Annotated in this window: 16 protein-coding genes; 5 read left to right on the top strand and 11 right to left on the bottom strand. The window is 70.7% G+C overall.

What is annotated here, in order from left to right:
- From QR77_RS21030 to QR77_RS21040, 3 genes are all read left to right on the top strand, one after another.
- The coding region (locus QR77_RS21030) for an ABC transporter permease (protein ID WP_236710749.1) at positions 1-1970 on the top strand (1970 nt) is incomplete at its 5' end.
- Positions 1971-2252: 282 nt separating this feature from the next.
- The gene (locus QR77_RS21035; protein ID WP_052488948.1) at positions 2253-2813 is read left to right on the top strand and encodes a PadR family transcriptional regulator; all 561 of its coding nucleotides are present in this window, start codon (positions 2253-2255) and stop codon (positions 2811-2813) included.
- Positions 2814-3022: 209 nt separating this feature from the next.
- Positions 3023-3562 (top strand): hypothetical protein, encoded by a 540-nt coding sequence (locus QR77_RS21040; protein ID WP_040023588.1) that lies wholly within the window; start codon positions 3023-3025, stop codon positions 3560-3562.
- A 43-nt stretch (positions 3563-3605) separates the two neighbouring features.
- Here QR77_RS21040 and QR77_RS21045 read toward each other — a convergent pair whose 3' ends face one another.
- From QR77_RS21045 to QR77_RS21060, 4 genes are all read right to left on the bottom strand, one after another.
- Positions 3606-4640 (bottom strand): 1-aminocyclopropane-1-carboxylate deaminase, encoded by a 1035-nt coding sequence (locus tag QR77_RS21045; protein WP_040023590.1) that lies wholly within the window; start codon positions 4638-4640, stop codon positions 3606-3608.
- An 8-nt stretch (positions 4641-4648) separates the two neighbouring features.
- Entirely contained in the window at positions 4649-5326 is a 678-nt protein-coding gene (locus QR77_RS21050; protein WP_040023592.1) for a GntR family transcriptional regulator, read from the bottom strand.
- A gap of 82 nt (positions 5327-5408) precedes the next feature.
- Complete coding sequence (locus QR77_RS21055; RefSeq protein WP_078876968.1) at positions 5409-6179, bottom strand: lysophospholipid acyltransferase family protein; 771 nt, start codon at positions 6177-6179, stop codon at positions 5409-5411.
- Positions 6180-6400: 221 nt separating this feature from the next.
- Positions 6401-7168, bottom strand: coding sequence for a hypothetical protein (locus QR77_RS21060; RefSeq protein WP_040023594.1), 768 nt, complete (start codon positions 7166-7168; stop codon positions 6401-6403).
- A gap of 283 nt (positions 7169-7451) precedes the next feature.
- On the opposite strand from QR77_RS21060, the gene QR77_RS21065 reads away from it, so the two are divergent.
- The gene (locus tag QR77_RS21065; protein WP_040023596.1) at positions 7452-7820 is read left to right on the top strand and encodes a VOC family protein; all 369 of its coding nucleotides are present in this window, start codon (positions 7452-7454) and stop codon (positions 7818-7820) included.
- Positions 7821-7887: 67 nt separating this feature from the next.
- Here QR77_RS21065 and QR77_RS21070 read toward each other — a convergent pair whose 3' ends face one another.
- From QR77_RS21070 to QR77_RS21090, 5 genes are all read right to left on the bottom strand, one after another.
- Entirely contained in the window at positions 7888-10323 is a 2436-nt protein-coding gene (locus QR77_RS21070; RefSeq protein ID WP_052488949.1) for an excinuclease ABC subunit UvrA, read from the bottom strand.
- Positions 10324-10396: 73 nt separating this feature from the next.
- Complete coding sequence (locus QR77_RS21075) at positions 10397-10813, bottom strand: VOC family protein (protein WP_040028380.1); 417 nt, start codon at positions 10811-10813, stop codon at positions 10397-10399.
- Positions 10814-10818: 5 nt separating this feature from the next.
- The gene (locus tag QR77_RS21080) at positions 10819-11280 is read right to left on the bottom strand and encodes a helix-turn-helix transcriptional regulator (RefSeq protein ID WP_040023597.1); all 462 of its coding nucleotides are present in this window, start codon (positions 11278-11280) and stop codon (positions 10819-10821) included.
- Between the two features lie 36 nt (positions 11281-11316).
- On the bottom strand, positions 11317-12540 hold the full coding sequence (locus QR77_RS21085) for a PP2C family protein-serine/threonine phosphatase (RefSeq protein ID WP_236710750.1): 1224 nt from the start codon (positions 12538-12540) through the stop codon (positions 11317-11319).
- 181 nt (positions 12541-12721) lie between these two features.
- Complete coding sequence (locus QR77_RS21090; protein ID WP_040023601.1) at positions 12722-13471, bottom strand: TioE family transcriptional regulator; 750 nt, start codon at positions 13469-13471, stop codon at positions 12722-12724.
- A gap of 58 nt (positions 13472-13529) precedes the next feature.
- Between QR77_RS21090 and QR77_RS21095 the strand changes: the two genes are divergently transcribed.
- Positions 13530-14741, top strand: coding sequence for an erythromycin esterase family protein (locus QR77_RS21095; RefSeq protein WP_040023603.1), 1212 nt, complete (start codon positions 13530-13532; stop codon positions 14739-14741).
- Positions 14742-14780: 39 nt separating this feature from the next.
- Here QR77_RS21095 and QR77_RS21100 read toward each other — a convergent pair whose 3' ends face one another.
- On the bottom strand, positions 14781-16136 hold the full coding sequence (locus tag QR77_RS21100; RefSeq protein ID WP_040023606.1) for a tetratricopeptide repeat protein: 1356 nt from the start codon (positions 16134-16136) through the stop codon (positions 14781-14783).
- A partial coding sequence (locus QR77_RS21105) for a class F sortase (protein ID WP_236710752.1) occupies positions 16133-16842 on the bottom strand: 710 nt, incomplete at its 5' end. The genes QR77_RS21100 and QR77_RS21105, both read right to left, overlap by 4 nt.

Genomic DNA, 16842 nt, shown 5'->3' on the forward strand with positions numbered 1-16842 from the left:
AGTTGGCCGGCCGCGACGGCGGGCCCCGTGCCGGGACCGTCGACCTGATCGGACTGCGTACGGAGGGGCGCGCGGCCGACGCGGTCGCCGCCGACGTGCGCGACGTACTGCGCGAGCAATCGACCGACCGACCGCACGACACCGGGCTGGTGGTGGCCACCGGCGCCGACCGGGGCGACGTCGCCGCGCCCGACGCGGTGGCCGCACGCTCCCTGCTGACCCTGCTCGCCGCCTCGCTCTCCGGCATCATCGTGCTGATCACCGGGTTCGTGCTGGCCGGCGCGCTGGGGGTGTCGATCGCCGGGCAGCGGCGCGAACTCGCCCTGATGCGGGCCGTCGGCGCGACCCCCCGGCAGATCCGCCGGCTCGCCGCAGCCGAGGCCAGTGTCGTCGCGGCTGTCGCGCTCGTGCCCGGGGTGGCGCTCGGCTACCTGCTGGCCGGACAGTTCCGGCACCTCCTGGTCGGCCACGGGCTGCTGCCGGAGGCGCTGCCGCTGAGCTTCGGCCCGCTGCCCGCGCTCGCCACACTCCTCCTGCTGGGCCTCGCCGTTCAGGTGTCGGCCCGGAGCGCCGCGTGGCGTACGTCCCGTATGCCGGCCACCGAGGCGGTCGCCGAGTCGCGCAGCGAACCCCGTAAGCCCTCACGTATCCGAACTCGCTTCGGGCTGCTGCTCGTTGTCCTGGCGACCACGCTCTCGGTCACCCCTCTGCTGGCGCGGACCGCGCTCGGCGCGAGCACCACCTCCCTCGCCGGCATCATCGCGGCGATCGGCCTCGCGATGGCAGGACCCGCCCTGATCCGGGGCGTCAGCGGGGCGTTGGCCAGGCGGCTGCCGTCGCGGGTCTCTCCGGCGACCTGGCTGGCGGTGTCCAACGTCCATGGCTACGCGATCCGGTTCGCCGGGGTCGTCAGCACCCTCGCCATGGCGGTCGTCTTCGTGCTGACCTACACCTTCGCGCAGACCACCCTGATGACCGCCACGGCGAACGACGTACGCGCCGGCACCCTCGCCCAGGAACGGATGAGCGCGCCGGGCCTCGGCGGCCTGCCCGGCGGGACACTCGCCGCCGTACGCGACACCCCGGGCGTACGTGCGGCGGTCCCCGTCAGCTCGACCACCGCGCTCTGGTCGTACGAGCAACTGGGCGACCCGGTGGTCGAGTCGGCCTCCGCGATGATCCTGACCCCGGAAGCGCCGGAGGTGATCGACCTCGGTGTACGGTCCGGCGGCCTGGACGAACTCACCGGTGACACCATCGCGGTCGGCAGCGACGTCGCCCGCTCGCGGAACGCGGAAGTGGGCCGCAGGGTGCACCTGACCCTCGGCGACGGCACGCGGGTGAACCCCCGGGTCGTCGCGGTCTACGACCGGAGCCTCGGCTTCGGCCCTGTCGTGCTCTCCCACGACCTGGCGAGCGGCCACACCACAGGCGGCCTCGACCAGGACATCCTGATCCGTACGGACAACACGGCGGCGGCGCTCCACCACCTCGACGCCCTCACCGCGTCCCGGCCGGGCCTGACCCTCGCGCCCGCCGACGCCACCACCTCGGCCGGTCTGAGCGACGCGCCGCCGGAGGTCTGGGTCAACCTGGCCACGATCGTCGTCCTCCTCGGCTATCTGCTGCTCAGCATCGCCAACAAGCTGGTCGCCACAACTGCCCAGCGCCGCGACGAGATAGCCGCCCTGCGCCTGGGCGGCACCACCCCGCGCCAGATCCGCGCCATGATGCGGCGCGAGGCCGCGATGCTCGGCGCCGGGGCCCTCGTCCTGGGCCCGGCACTTTCGGCGATCCCGCTGGCCCTGCTGGGCACCGGCTTCCTGCACCGCCCCTGGCCCGCCGGCCCGGTCTGGGTGGTGCCGGCGATCGCCCTCACGGTGGCGGGCATCGCGTTCCTCGCCATCGAACTCCCCACCCGCCACTCCCTGCGCATACCGCCGGCCCACGCGCTCGGCGACCACGCGTGAGCGTCCGGGCGCCTGTTGGGGACGTCGGCGCGGGATGCTGGGGGGAGAGCCGTCGGGGGGACGGCTCGGAGGGGGGTGGCCGATGCCAGTCAGAAGAGCTGCTCGCGAAGCTGTTGACGAACTCCCCGGACAAACTGACGGCGCTGGGAAACCGTTTGCGGGCGGCCTCCGGCCGCATCTGACGCCGCTGCCCTGTCGGTGTCCACGGTGTCCACGGTGTCGACAGGTGACAACTGAACGTTACGTAAACGACAGGTCAAGTGTGCCAGATATAGTGGCGCCATGAGTCTTCGGTACGCGGTGATGGGCCTCCTGGTGGACCGCTCCGGCAGCGGCTACGACCTCATGCAGCGGTTCGACCGCTCGCTCGGAAATGTCTGGGCCGCTTCGCAGAGCCAGCTCTACGGCGAACTGAACCGCCTCGCCGACAACGGGCGGATCGAGGTCACGTCCGAAGGGCCGAGGGGGCGCAAGGAGTACGCCCTTACCGACCTGGGGAGGGCCGAACTTCAGGAATGGCTCTCAAGCACCGAGGGTAAGAAGCCCCGGCGCAACGAAATGCTCCTCCAGGTCTTCTTCTTCGCCCTTCTCTCCCGCGAGCAGGCGGTCGAACGCCTCCAGCGCCAGGCGGAGGTCGCCGCCGAGGAACACGCGGCGCTGGTCGACCTGAGTGAGTCCGTCGACTGGAACGCCGACAGCGACGTGCTCGCCGTCAGCGGCCAACTGGCCATGGAGTACGGGCTGCGCCTGCGCACCATGGAGCAGGAATGGGCCCAGTGGGCCATCCGTAAGATCGCCGAGACGAACGGCACGAACGGCGAGGGCGGCGCGGGTTCTCGGTAGAGGGCCTGAGCACCTGAACTTCGGGCTCGGTGAACGGGCCGCGTCGCGGCCATGGGTTTCAGTACATCCTCCCGCACGGCCTTGATCTGGTCGATCACTGATTGACGAGAAAGTCGCGGCGCTCGACCACCCCCTTCCGCTTCGTGTTCTTGCTGCTCCAGGCCCGTACGGAGGCCCTGTTAAAGGCCGTCGCCCGGGACAGAGGGGCTGTGATACGCCGAGGTCACCGCGTCACCGGCCTCACCCAGCGGCCGGACGCCGTCACCGTCGACATCGCGCTGATCAGCGCGTTCTCGCCGGAGTGGCAGGCGCTCCGCTCCCTGCTCAGCAAGCTGATCATCGAGCAGCCGGCGCTCGAACTGACCCTCGCCGAGCGGCTTTCCGGCCTGTACGTGCGCTACCCGAGCCGCGACGCGGCCGCGCACCCGCTGGTCGGTCTCCGCGTGAACAACGGTGTGTGGGCCTTCGGGGCCGAGTCCTACGGGGATCTGTTGCGCAAGACCAAGCACTACACGCTGGAGGGGGTCGCTGACCGGATCACCGCCCCCACCTTGATCATGGACGCCGAGAACGCCCAGTTCTTCAAGGGCCAGCCGCAGGAGGCCGAGAAGGCCCTCGTCAACGCACCGACCACGCTGGTGACGCTGACCGACGCCGAAGGGGCGGGCGAGCACTGCCACATGGGCGCGATGCTGCTCGCCCACCAGACCATGTTCGACTGGCTCGACGACACCCTCGCGGTCGGCTGAACCGGGCTCATCGGCCGAGCAGGGCTCATTGGCTGAAGCGGGCTCAGCGGAACACGCCGCTGTACGCGTTGATGGCCGGCTGTCCGCCGAGGTGCGCGTAGAGGACGTGGGAGTCCTTCGGGATGTCGCCGTCGCGGACGAGATCGATGAGTCCGGCCATGGACTTCCCCTCGTACACCGGGTCGATGATCATGCCTTCCAGGCTCCCGGTGAGCCGGATGGCATCCAGTGTGGACTGCACGGGGATGCCGTACTCGTCTCCTGCCCAGCCCTCCAGTACGGTGATCTCCTCGTCGGTCAACTCCCCTTCCACTTCGATCAGTTCAGCCGTCGCGCGGGCGATCTTCGCCACCTGGGCGCGGGTCTCGGCGAGCTTCGCGGAGGCGTCGATGCCCACGATCCGGCGCGGCCTGTCCTGGCCGGCGAATCCCGCGATCATGCCCGCCTGCGTGGAGCCGGTCACACTGCACACCACGATCGTGTCGAAGAAGACGCCCAACTCCCGCTCCTGCCGCGCCACTTCGTAGGCCCAGTTGGCGAAACCGAGGCCGCCGAGCCGGTGGTCGGAGGCGCCCGCCGGGATGGCGTACGGCGTGCCGCCCGCCGCCCGTACGCTCGCCAGCGCCTCGGTCCAACTGTCCTTGAACCCGATGCCGAACCCAGCGTCCACCAGCCGTACGTCGGCGCCCATGATCCGCGACAGCAGAATGTTGCCGACCTTGTCGTTGACCGCGTCGGGCCAGTCCACCCAACTCTCCTGCACGAGCACGGCCTTCAGCCCGAGCTTGGCCGCGACCGCGGCGACCTGCCGGGTGTGGTTGGACTGCACACCACCGATGCTGACCAGGGTGTCCGCGCCCTGGGCGAGGGCGTCGGGGATCAGATACTCCAGCTTCCTGGTCTTGTTGCCGCCGAAGGCGAGGCCGCTGTTGCAGTCCTCCCGCTTGGCCCAGATGCGGGCGCCGCCGAGATGGTCGCTGAGCCGGTCCAGGGGGTGGACGGGACTGGGCCCGAACAGCAGCGGACAACGCGCGAAGCGGTCGAGAGCGGCGGGTGGTGCGAAGGTCGTGGACGGCATGACACTCCTCAGGAACGGTCGGGTTCGGCGGGCAGTGTGTCGAGCAGCGGGGCGAGCGTCTGCCAGTTGGCGCGCGAGGCGGCCGCCGCGCCCTCCGCGTCCCCGGCCGCGCAGAGCGCGATGATCCGGTCGTGCTGGGCGACCGATCCCCGGCCGCTCAGGGAGGAGAACCGGAGCTGCTCCACGCGGCGCAGCAGCGGTGTGAATTGTTCGAGCACCCTGCTGAGCGCCTGGTTCGCGCAGGCGGTGACCGGGACGGCGTGGAACGCGTCGTCGGCGGCGACCGCGGCGTCCACCTCGTCCTCCCGCAGGGCGGTGGCGAAGCGGGCGTTGGCCGCGCGCATGGCTTCCAGCTCGACGGCGGAGAGGTTGGGAACCGCCGCGCGGACGGCGAGTTCGTGCATGGCGGCGGTCACCGACTGGGCGTCCCTCACCGCGCGTACGTCCAGCGGGCTGACGATCGTGTAACGGCCGGGCTTGGTCCGTACGAGCCCGGTCTGCTCCAGCCGGGTCAGCGCCTCCCGGATGGGGGTGCGGCTGATCCCCAGCCAGGCGACGAGATCCGCGTCGGCGAGGCGCTCGCCCGGGGCGAGGGTGCCGTCGACGATCGCGTCCCTGATCGCCTGATACGCGTTCTCCCTGAGGAGCGGCCGGGGGACAAGTCCTCTGCTCTGCGGTACTGGCATGCAATATATTGCATGCTGCCGAGCTCCTCCCGTCAAGCCCCGGGGGTCGGGAGGGGGAGGAGCGGAAGCGGGGGCGGACCTGTCATTCGCCGGCGTCGGCGCCGGTATCCATATCGGCGCCGGCATCCGTATCGGTAGCGGCACCCGTATCGGTAGCGGCGCCGGGGGCCGCCCCGGGAGCCGGTTCCGCGCGGATCTCGGAGAGCAGCTCCGTGATGGCAGCCATGATGGTCTCGGTGGCCTCACGCAGGAGCTTCGCCGTGATCTCGCGACCCTCGAACCGGGAGAGGTCGACCGGTGGTCCGGCCAGCACGGTGAGCGTCTTGCGCGGCAGCAGGCGCACACGCTTCTCCGTGGCGTAGGGCGGCACGGCCAGATGGGCTCCCCACTGCGCGACAGGGATCACCGGAGCCTTGGTGAGAAGAGCGACCTGGGCCACACCGGTCCGGCCGGCCATCGGCCACAGATCGGGGTCGTGGGTGAGCGTTCCCTCGGGGTAGAAGACGACACCCTCGCCCCGCTCCACCGCGGCCACCGCCGCCCGGTACGCGTCGCTCACTTTCCGCGAATCCCGGTAGACGGGTATCTGCCCGGAACCGCGCAGGATCGTGCCGACAACGCCCCTGAAAAGACCTGACTTCGCCATGAACCGCGGGAAGCGTCCCGCGTCGTACTGAAAAGTTCCGTAGGAAATCGGGTCCAGATACGAGTTGTGATTGACCGCGGCGATGAATCCGCCGGCCGGAGGAATGTGCTCGGCGCCCCGCCAGTCACGTCTGAAGAAAAAAGCCAGCGGAGGTTTCGCGAGACAGATCGCCAAGCGGGCCCAGAAACCAATTCTGCGGTGAGCCATCTTGTCATCCATCCTTTCGAAGCGGGCAGGTGAAGCCGGTGGACCGGAAGCGGAGGGTGGCCCCGCCGGCAGCGGGACCACCCTCACACGCGGCTGCCGGGCGCCGTCAACGGGGTCGGCGCCAGACGTTCGCCAGTGGGCGTCCCGGACCCGTGAACAGCCGAAAGGCCGCCAGGGATTCCCCTGACGGCCTGAATGTCCCGTGCCCCGCACCCGAGGGATCACCGCCGCCGGTAGCGACGCTCCAGGGCACGGTTACGCCGTGCGGCCCGGAGGCTCAACAGGTCGGGGCCCAGCAGGCCGGGCCCCGGGTTGTTGTTCGGACAGGGCTGAGCGGGGGCAGCCCCCGGCGCCTGCTGGGCCGGGTCCAGGTACGGCTGCGGAGGCATCTGCTGGCCGTCCTGTTGATACGGCCGCTGCTGGTAGGGCATCTGCTGGTAGGGCTGCTGCCCGTACCCCTGCGGGGGCATCTGGCGCTGTGCCTGCGGGCCACTCGCCAGGAAGGGCCGGCCGTCCCTCTCGGCTGCGAACGGAATGCCGGAGGCCAGTGCGCGGGGCAGTACGACGGCTGCCTGTCCGAGCCGGTTGATGCCCAGGAGCAGCAGGATCGTCGAGGTGGAACGAGACACCTCGGCGTCGATCTGGAACGCCACGGCCATGATCACGCCCCGGGAGACCAGCAGCGCGCCCCAGAGCCACAGCCCGTGTGCGGGCATGCGCGCGTAAAGCGTGCCGCCCTGCGACTCCAGCCGCAGAGCCGCGCCCTGAGCGAGACCGATTCCGCCGGCGACGACCACACTGACGACCAGACACGCGATGTCATTTGTCGCGAGATGCGCGAAATCGTCACGGAGGACGGCGACGCCGGCGATAAGCAGAACGAGGGGAAGAAGGAGCAGACGCTTTGCCCGGAGCGGCTCTCCCCGCAAATGCTGTGCGATGACCCCGATAATCACGGCTATCGCTACAAGCACTTCCAACAGGGTCATACGGCGCTCCTGACTGTGGCTTCGGGCGTCGGCTCCGAAAAGCACGCGGAAATGAACCTAATCCGCCCACCTGGAATTGTGAACGTCCCTAAGAGACAGTGCTGTCGCCGCGAACTGTGCTTCTGCGCCAGTTCGGCGAAGAGCGGACCGGACCCGGCCGCACCGGGGCGCGAACCACACGCGGTGCCCCGGCTGCTCGCCGTACGGCCGCCACAATGTGGCCGTCCCCGTTCCCTGATCCGTCACGTGCCACTTGCCACTCGCCACCTGTCACGGAGTCGCCATGTCCCCGCAGATGAAGCTCACGGCAGTCGCACTCGACTGCCCCGACCCTCAGGCGCTGGCCGCGTTCTACCAGCGAGCCACCGGCCTCGATCCGCACCCCGAATCCAACAGTGACTTCGCCGGCCTCACCGGCGAGGACGGCGTCCTCATCGGTTTCCAGCGGGTCAAGGACTACCGGGCCCCGGTCTGGCCCGGTCAGATCATGCCGCAGCAGTTCCACCTCGACTTCAAGGTCGACGACCTCGAAGCGGCCGAGGCCATGCTCCTGGAGCTGGGCGCGGCGAAGCCGGAGCACCAGCCGGGCGGGGACAGATGGCGGGTCTTCACCGACCCGGCGGGGCATCCCTTCTGCGTGGTCAGGGGCTGACGCCGAAGGCCGGGCCGCCGAAGCCCGGGCCCGCCCCCCGACCCTTGGGATCCGACGTCCGCGAACCTCAGGCGCCGACGTACGCCGCGAGGTGCTCCCCGGTGAGCGTCGAGCGCGCCGCGACGAGGTCGGCGGGGGTGCCCTCGAAGACGATCCGGCCGCCGTCGTGGCCCGCCCCGGGGCCGAGGTCGATGATCCAGTCGGCGTGCGCCATGACCGCCTGGTGGTGCTCGATGACGATGACCGACTTGCCGGAGTCCACGAGCCGGTCGAGCAGGCCGAGCAACTGCTCGACGTCGGCGAGGTGCAGGCCCGCCGTCGCCTCGTCCAGGACGTAGATGCCGCCCTTCTCGGCCATGTGGGTGGCCAGCTTGAGCCGTTGCCGCTCGCCGCCGGAGAGCGTGGTGAGCGGCTGGCCGAGAGTGAGGTAGCCGAGACCGACGTCGGCCAGCCGGTCGAGAATCGCGCGTGCCGCCGGTACGTGCGCCTCCCCTGCGCCGAAGAACTCCCGCGCCTCGGTCACCGGCATCGCGAGCACCTCGCTGATGTCGCGCCCGCCGAGGTGGTGGTCCAGCACCGACGCCTCGAACCGCTTCCCCCCGCACTCCTCGCAGGTGGTGGCGACACCGGCCATCATCGCCAGGTCGGTGTAGATGACACCGGCGCCGTTGCAGTTGGGGCAGGCGCCCTCGGAGTTGGCGCTGAACAGCGCCGGCTTCACACCGTTGGCCTTGGCGAACGCCTTGCGGATCGGTTCGAGCAGCCCGGTGTACGTCGCCGGGTTGCTCCGCCGCGAACCCCGGATCGCGTCCTGGCCGACCGACACCACACCCGCCCCGGCCGGGATCGACCCGCGTACGAGCGAGCTCTTGCCGGAGCCGGCGACGCCGGTGATGACGGTGAGCACCCCGAGCGGTATGTCGACGTCGACGTCACGCAGGTTGTGCGCCGTCGCGCCGCGGATCTCCAGCGCCCCGGTGGGCGTCCGTACCTTCTCCTTGACGGCGGCCCGGTCGTCGAGATGGCGGCCGGTGAGCGTGTCACTGGCCCGCAGCCCCTCGACGGTGCCCTCGAAGCAGACGGTGCCGCCCGCCGTACCGGCCCCCGGGCCGAGGTCGACGGCGTGGTCGGCGATCGCGATCGTCTCCGGCTTGTGCTCCACGACGAGCACCGTGTTGCCCTTGTCCCGCAGCCGCAGCAGCAGGTCGTTCATCCGGCCGATGTCATGCGGGTGCAGGCCCGTGGTCGGCTCGTCGAAGACGTACGTGACGTCGGTGAGCGAGGAGCCGAGATGGCGGATCATCTTGACGCGCTGCGCCTCGCCGCCCGACAGCGTGCCCGAGGAACGGTCGAGCGAGAGGTAGCCGAGCCCGATCTCCACGAACGAGTCGAGGGTCCCGCGCAGCGCGGCGAGCAGCGGCGCCACCGAAGGCTCGTCGAAGCCGCCGACCCATTCGGCCAGGTCGGTGATCTGCATCGCGCAGGCGTCAGCGATGTTGATGCCCTCGACCCGCGAGGAGCGGGCCGCCTCGCTCAGCCGCGTACCGCCGCACTCGGGGCAGTCGGTGAAGGTGACCGCCCGGTCCACGAACGCGCGGATGTGCGGCTGCATCGCCTCCCGGTCCTTGGCGAGGAGCGACTTCTGGACGCGGGGGACGAGCCCCTCGTACGTCATGTTGATGCCCTCGATCTTCATCCTGGTCGGCTCACGGTGGAGGAAGTCGTGCATCTCGGTGTCGGTGAAGTCGCGGATCGGCTTCTCGGGGTCGAAGAAGCCCGACGCGCTGTAGAGCCGGTAGTTCCAGCCGCCCGCCTTGTAGCCGGGGACGGTCATCGCGCCCTCGGCGAGCGACTTGGAGTCGTCGAAGAGCTGGGTGAGGTCGATGTCGGAGACCGTGCCCCGGCCTTCGCAGCGCGGACACATGCCGCCGGTGCGGGAGAAGGTCTGCTTCACCGTCTTGCCCCCGCCGCGCTCGACGGTGATCGCGCCGCTCGCCCGTACGGACGGGACGTTGAAGGCGTACGCGTTGGGCGAGCCGATGTGCGGCTGTCCGAGCCGGCTGAAGAGGATGCGCAGCATCGCGTTGGCGTCGGTGGCGGTGCCGACCGTGGAGCGGGCGTCGCCCCCCATCCGCTGCTGGTCGACGATGATCGCGGTGGTCAGCCCTTCGAGCACGTCGACCTCGGGCCGTGCCAGTGTCGGCATGAAGCCCTGCGTGAAGGCGCTGTACGTCTCGTTGATCAGCCGCTGCGACTCGGCGGCGATCGTGCTGAAGACCAGGGAGCTCTTGCCCGAGCCGGAGACGCCGGTGAACACCGTCAGGCGCCGCTTCGGGATCTCGATGCTGACGTCCTTGAGGTTGTTCTCGCGCGCGCCGTGTACGCGGATCAGCTCATGGCTGTCGGCGGTGGCGGTGGCGGTGGCGGTGGCGGTGGCGGTGGCGGGCGCGGTCGCGCTCGCGGTGCGCGGCGCCGGCGTATCCGGCTTCGGGGCCCTGCTCATCGTGTCTCCATCTGTCGGGCCGGTGCCGCCCGCGCGGTCTCCGCCGGCGTCGTCCGGCTCCTTGGACGGGAGCTCACTGGCCCCGGGGCTGGGTGAAGCGCAGCATGTTGCCGGAGGGGTCGCGGAAGGCGCAGTCGCGGACGCCGTACGGCTGGTCGATGGGCTCCTGGAGCACCTCGCCGCCCGCGGCGCGGACGCGCTCGAAGGTCGCGTCGCAGTCGTCGGTCCCGAAGATGACGCCGCGCAGCAACCCCTTCGCCAGCAGCTCCGCCATGGCCTGCTTGTCGGCGGGCGAGGCGCTCGGGTTCGCGAGGGGCGGTTCGAGGACGATGCTCACCTCGGGCTGCGAGGGCGCGCCCACGGTCACCCAGCGCATCCCCTCGAACCCGACGTCGTTGCGTACCTCCAGGCCGAGAGCGTCGCGGTAGAAGGCGAGCGCCTTGTCGTGGTCGTCGACGGCGATGAAGCACTGCGAAAGTTTGATGTCCATGGGTTTCACGCTACGGGCGGTGGGGCAGCTCGCGCTTCTTCATTCCTGACCGGATGCGTGACTGGATCACTGACCGGGCTCCTGACCGGTCGTGTGTGGATCTTGGCGATACAGGCCGGGATCGCGGCGCCGGCGCCATGCTCCCGGGCCCGGTACGAGCTGGGGCTCTCGCCGACCAGCTCGGTGAACCGCGAGCTGAACGACCCCAGCGACGTACAGCCGACCGCGAAGCAGACCTCCGTCACCGACAGGTCCCCCCGCCGCAGCAGCGCCTTGGCCCGCTCGATCCGCCGCGTCATCAGGTAGCTGTACGGCGTCTCCCCGAAGGCGGCGCGGAAGCTGCGCGAGAAGTGGCCCGGCGACATGAGGGCGGTGCGCGCCAGCGCCGGAACGTCGAGCGGCTCGGCGTACGCGCGGTCCATCAGGTCACGGGCCCGGCGCAGCCGGACGAGGTCCTCCAGCGTCACACCACCACCATCGCACAGCGCCCGACGCAGCCGACATCAGTCCCCCAGCGGGGGCCCGGGCCCCAGCCACTCGCACAGCAGCACGGTCGCATCGTCCTGGAGTTCACCGTGGTGATAGTCGAGGAAGGTGTGGGAGAAGCGGCGGACGGTCTCCGAGACGCTCAGATTGTCGGCGGGGTACTGGGTGAGGACGGAGATGAAGCGGTCGAGTCCGAACTCCTGACCGTGCGGTCGCCGCGCCTCGGTGATGCCGTCGGTGTAGAGCGTGACGCGATCCCCCGGCTGTAGCTGCTGGTGGCAGATCGTCGTCTCCAGGTTGCCCAGACCGGTCCCGAGCGGGAACGCCGGCTCGCAGTGGAGCTTGACCGCGTTCCCGCCACGCAGGATCAGCGGTGGGTGGTGTCCGTAGCTGGTCCAGGTCAGCAGCCCGGAGCGGGTGTCCAGGAAGGCGAGGATGGCGGTGGCGTAGCGGACCTCTTCGAACTGGCGGGCAAGCTCCCCCTCGATGGCATCGCCCGTCTCCGCGATGCCGGCGCCGCGTCGGCGGGCGCTGCGGGAGGCGGCGACGGCGAGGGCGGCGGTCTGTCCCGCCGCGGTGTCGTGGCCCATGGCGTCGAAGATCGACAGAAAGACCCGGGGGCCGGCGATGGCGTAGTCGTACGCGTCACCGCTGATCCGGTACGACGGCTCCAGCGTCGCGCAGACCGCCACCCGCGAGTCGGTGTACGTACGCGGCGGAATGAGCTGCCACTGCGCCTCCGCCGCCACGTTCATCGGCTGGGTACGGTTCAGCCGGGCGTACGTGTCGCTGTGTCCGCGTTTGGTGGCGATGGACAGCGCCACCAGGGTCGCCAGCCCCGTGGCGGTCTCACGGACCAGGTCGCCGTCGTGCGCGGCGGCGGCGAACATCAGGCCGATGCGTTCCCTGCCGTTGAACAACGGCACCCAGTACCGGCCTCCGTACTGACCCGCGTCGGCCGAGGCCATGCCGGCGGGGACGATCTTGCCGTACTGGTACGCGCGGCCCGCTTCGGTGTCCTTGATCTTCAGCACCCGCTCCACGGACGCCGCCGTCCGTGCTCCGACCAGCAGGTGGAGCGCGCGGCGCTCGACATCGCCGAGATAGATCCGTACGTCGGTGAAGCCGGCGGCCCTGGCGTGCTCACTCACCGTGTCCGGGAGGTCGTCGAACGACGTGGTCCCGATGACTTTCAGCAATCCCTGGAACAGCCGCTCGCCAGTGTTGTCCTGATCCCTCACGTGAGCACTCTCCAGGAATTTCGGCGAAGGGCGGGGTCCTGGCCCGCCGCCGGTGAGAGCCGGTGGCAGCCCCGCCTCGGAGTACAGGTGCTTTTCGGTATATATACGTGGATTGTATGAGCCTACGGCACACCGGACGACGGGTGTCGGCCTCGCTCCGGCGGGCGGGTTGATCGGAGCCTCATCCGCGCTCGCGGAGGTACGACTCCAGCTCGGCGGCCCCGCTCAGCAGCGCCCGCCCGCGCGCTGACAGCCGGCCGTGCCAGTCGGACAGCGCGGCCTCCAGCGGCTCCAGTCCGCCGGCCGCCCGCACCTGGGCGATCAGCGGGGCGATCTGCTCCAGCAGGTAGCCGCCCCGCCTGAGCTGGTGGGCCAGCCGGACGTCCCGTACGTCGGCCTCGTCGTACACGCGATACCCGGTCCCCGGGTCGCGGCGCGGGCGCACCAGCCCGGCGCGCTCCCATGCGCGCAGCGTCGCCGGACGGATTCCGAGCTTCCCCGCCAGCGGCCCGATGAACGTGCCCTCGGGCCCGGACGCCGTGGCCCGCCCGGACATCGTGGTGGAACCGAGGGCAGGGAGGGGCGCCAGATCGCGGAGGGCGTTCTCGACCGCCTGGAGGGTCCCGCGGTCGTCCAGGAGCTGGGCGTGGCTCTCGTCGATCAGTCGGAACGCGTCCTCGGCGGCCCCCTCGTTCACCGCCCGCATGATCGAGGCCGCCGTCCGGTGGCCGTGGCCGGGCAGCAGGGCGAGGAACGCGCTCAGGGCACGCGCGTGCAGCGGGGTGTACGTGCGGTAGCCGTGGGGCGTGCGACCGGCGGCCGGAAGGATGCCGGCCTCCTCGTAGTTCCTGACCGCCTGCGTGGACAGACCGTGCCCGCGCGCCAGATCAACCGGCCTGAGCCGTTCACCGTTTTGAAGGTTTCGTGCCATGGGCCTGCTCTTATCTCGGAAAAGTCTCAACCGAAGGTTCAACGATACCGTTCAAGGCATGGCTACTGACCTCCAGGACACCGCCCATGCCGTCCATGCCCTCGAAGCCGCCGCCGTCATGAGGCTGCTTCCGGCCCGACCGCGCCTGCTCGCCCTGGGCGAGCCCACCCACGGCGAGGACACACTGCTCGACCTGCGCAACGAACTGTTCCGGCAGCTTGTCGAGCAGGAGGGCTACCGGACGATCGCGGTGGAGAGCGACTGCGTGAGGGGCCTGGCCGTGGACGACTACGTGACCTCGGGCGCGGGCACCCTCGACGAGATCATGGAGCAGGGGTTCAGCCACGGATGGGGCGCGCTCGCGGGCAACCGCGAACTCGTGCGCTGGATGCGCGCCCACAACGAGGGCCGGCCCGCGTCCGGGCGGCTCCGCTTCGCAGGTTTCGACGGCCCGTTGGAGATCACCGGCGCCGCGAGCCCCCGGGAGACCCTGACCGCACTCCACCGCTACCTCGCGGCCCAGGTGGACACGGACCTGCTCCCCTGCGGAGCGGAGACGCTCGACCGGCTGCTCGGCGCCGACGACCGGTGGACCGATCCCGCCGCGATGATGGACCCCGCCCGGTCCGTGGGGCAGTCGGCCGAGGCGAGGGAACTGCGGCTGCTGGCCGACGATCTGGTGGCGCTGACCTACGCGCAGACGCCGCACCTGACAGCGGCGACCTCGCGGGAGGCCACCGACCGGGCGCGCCTGTACGGGCGTACCGCCGTCGGCCTGCTGCGCTACCACTTCTCGATGGCCGACACCTCACCGAGCCGTATGACGCGACTGGTGAGCCTGCGGGACCAGATGATGGCCGACAACCTCCTCGCCGTCGCCGAGCGGGCTCCGGCACTGGTCCACGCCCACAACGGCCATCTCCAGCGGAACAAGAGCACGATGCGGATGGGCGGCCCCCCGGTGGAGTGGTGGAGCGCCGGCGCGCTCGTGAGTTCCCACCTGGGCGAGGAGTACGCCTTCCTGGCCACGGCCCTCGGCACGATCCGGCACCAGGGAGTGGACACCCCGCCGCCGGACACCCTCGAAGGCCGCCTGTACGCGCTACCCGAGGACCGCTACGTCGTCGACGCCGCCCACCTGGCCACCGCCCTCGGCGACTCGCGGCCCGCCCACCGGGTGTCGCCCTGGTACGGCTACTCCCCACTCGACCCGGCCCACCTGAACGGAAACGACGGGATCGTGTTCGTCAAGGACGTCCTGCCGGGTTAGCGCCCCTGGCCGGACCTCGGCGTGGGTCCTGTCCACCGCTCACCTGGGCTTGAGCGCTTCGAGGGCGGTGCGGGCCTTGGGGGCGTGGAGCGGGCTGAAGTACGGGTTGATCCTGAGGGCTTGGGTCAACTCGGTCCTGGCGGCCGTGTTGTTGCCGAGGGCTCGCTGGATCATTCCGCGGTGGTAGTGGAAGAGGGCGTTGCGTGTGCCGAGGGTGAGGGCGCGGTCGGATTCGGCGAGGGCTTCTCTGTTGTGTCCGCTCGTGTGCAGCGCCCAGGCCAGGGCGTCGTGGCTGTCCAGGAACGGGCGGGTGGTGAGTCCCTTGCGCGCGAGGGTGACGGCGTGGGCGGGGTTTCCGTGGTCGGTCTCGAACAGCGCGGCGTCCGAGTCGGGTGTGACACCGGCCGCGGCGAAGAGTTTCTGCTCGGCCCGGAAGACGCGGTACTGCTCGGCGGCCTCCCGGTCGCGGCCGAGGGACTGGTACAGCTCGCCGAGTTGGAGGATGTATTCGGGCTGGGGCACGCGTTGGACGGCCTGGGTGAGATCGGCGACGGCGGCGTCCGTCCGCCCGAGGGCGGCTTCGGCGCGTGCTCTGCCCTGGAGCAGCGCGGTGTGAGTGGGCGCGACGCGCAGGCCGGCCGCGGTTTCGCGCAGCGCGGTGGTGGGATCGCCGTTGTTGAAGGCGAGTTCGCCGAGGTAGTAGTGGGCGAACGCCTGGTCGGCGGGGCCCGCGGAGTCCTGCAAGGCGCGGCGCATATGGGTACGGGCGGTCGCGGTGTCGCCGCGTAGCTCCGCCACGTAGGAGGCGCGCGACAGTGACGGTGCGCCGGGTTTCAGGTCGACCATGCGCTGTACGGCGTCGGTGGCCTCGTCGTAGCGGCCGAGCTGGGTGTAGGCGTCGCCGAGAGTCCCGTGGAGCGTGGAGTTGTACGGGTTGACGGCGACGGCCTTCTTCGCCCAGGTGAGCGCCTGGGTGAAGTTGTGGCGGGCGGCCTCCAGGGCTGCCATGCCGCCCATGGCCGTGAAGTTGTCCCGCTCGCCGGTGGCGAGGGAGCGTTTGAGGACGGCTTCCGCCTTCGGGTAGTACGTCGGGTCCGCGGTCGCTTTGGCCTGCTGGACGTAGTCCAGCCCGAGCGTGCCCAGCGATACGGCGTCCCGTGGTGTCCGGCGCAGACGGGTCTGGAGGCGCGCGATGTCGGCGGTGAGCGGGTCGGCGCCGGTGCGATGTCCGGCGGCGGTGCCGGGCTGCGGCGCCGGCCGGCCGTTGTTCTCGGCGTTCCAGGGGGACAGGCCGAGTCCGCCAGCGAGGAAGAGCCCGATGCCGAGCGCGGTGGTGACGGCGGCCGACAGCACGGCACGCCGATGCGGACGCTGCGAACGGTGGGGACTGGTCAATTCCCGCTCCGGTGTGGGTGGTTGGCGGTCGGGGTGGTGCGGTGCGGTGGTGCCGGGCCGGTGAGCGTCGCGTAGAGAACTATGTTGTCGCGGTACTCGCCGTGCCCGCGGTCGTAGCTGCCGCCGCAGGTGATCAGCCGCAGTACGGGTGGTCCCCCAGTGGCATAGACCTGGTCGTCGGGGAAGCGGTCCTTCCCGTACTGCCGCAGTGCCCGGACGGTGAAGCTGACGGAGCTGTGGTCACCGCGGTCAATGGTGATCTCCTCGCCCGGACGCAGTGAGGGGATGGCGTGGAAGGCGCCGGGTCCGGTGCGCGAGTCGATGTGGCCGACGATGATCGCGGCGCCCGGGGCACCGGGTCGCGGGCCGCCGCTCCACCAGCCCGCCTGACCGGGTTTCTCCGGTGCGCCGAGATGGCCGTCCTGCTGCACCTGGAGCCGCGTCAGCGGAAGGTCGAGGCCGACGCCGGGTATCCGGATACGGGTGGGCGGCGCGGCGGAGGCGGCGGTCGGATGCCCGGCAGTTCCCTGTACGAGGGGGAGGTCACCGAGGTCGACGGCCCCCGGCGGATGGTTCCCGTACCCCAGCAACGCGCAGGTCCCGGTGACCGTCAGGGCCATACCGGCCGTCAGGGCCGCGAGCGCGGCTATTCGGCTCCGGCGGGCCGGGCGCGGCGGCCCATGGCGGCGGCGCCCGCGGGTACGCG

It is taken from the genome of Streptomyces sp. 150FB (genome assembly GCF_000818195.1).
Classification (GTDB): domain Bacteria; phylum Actinomycetota; class Actinomycetes; order Streptomycetales; family Streptomycetaceae; genus Streptomyces.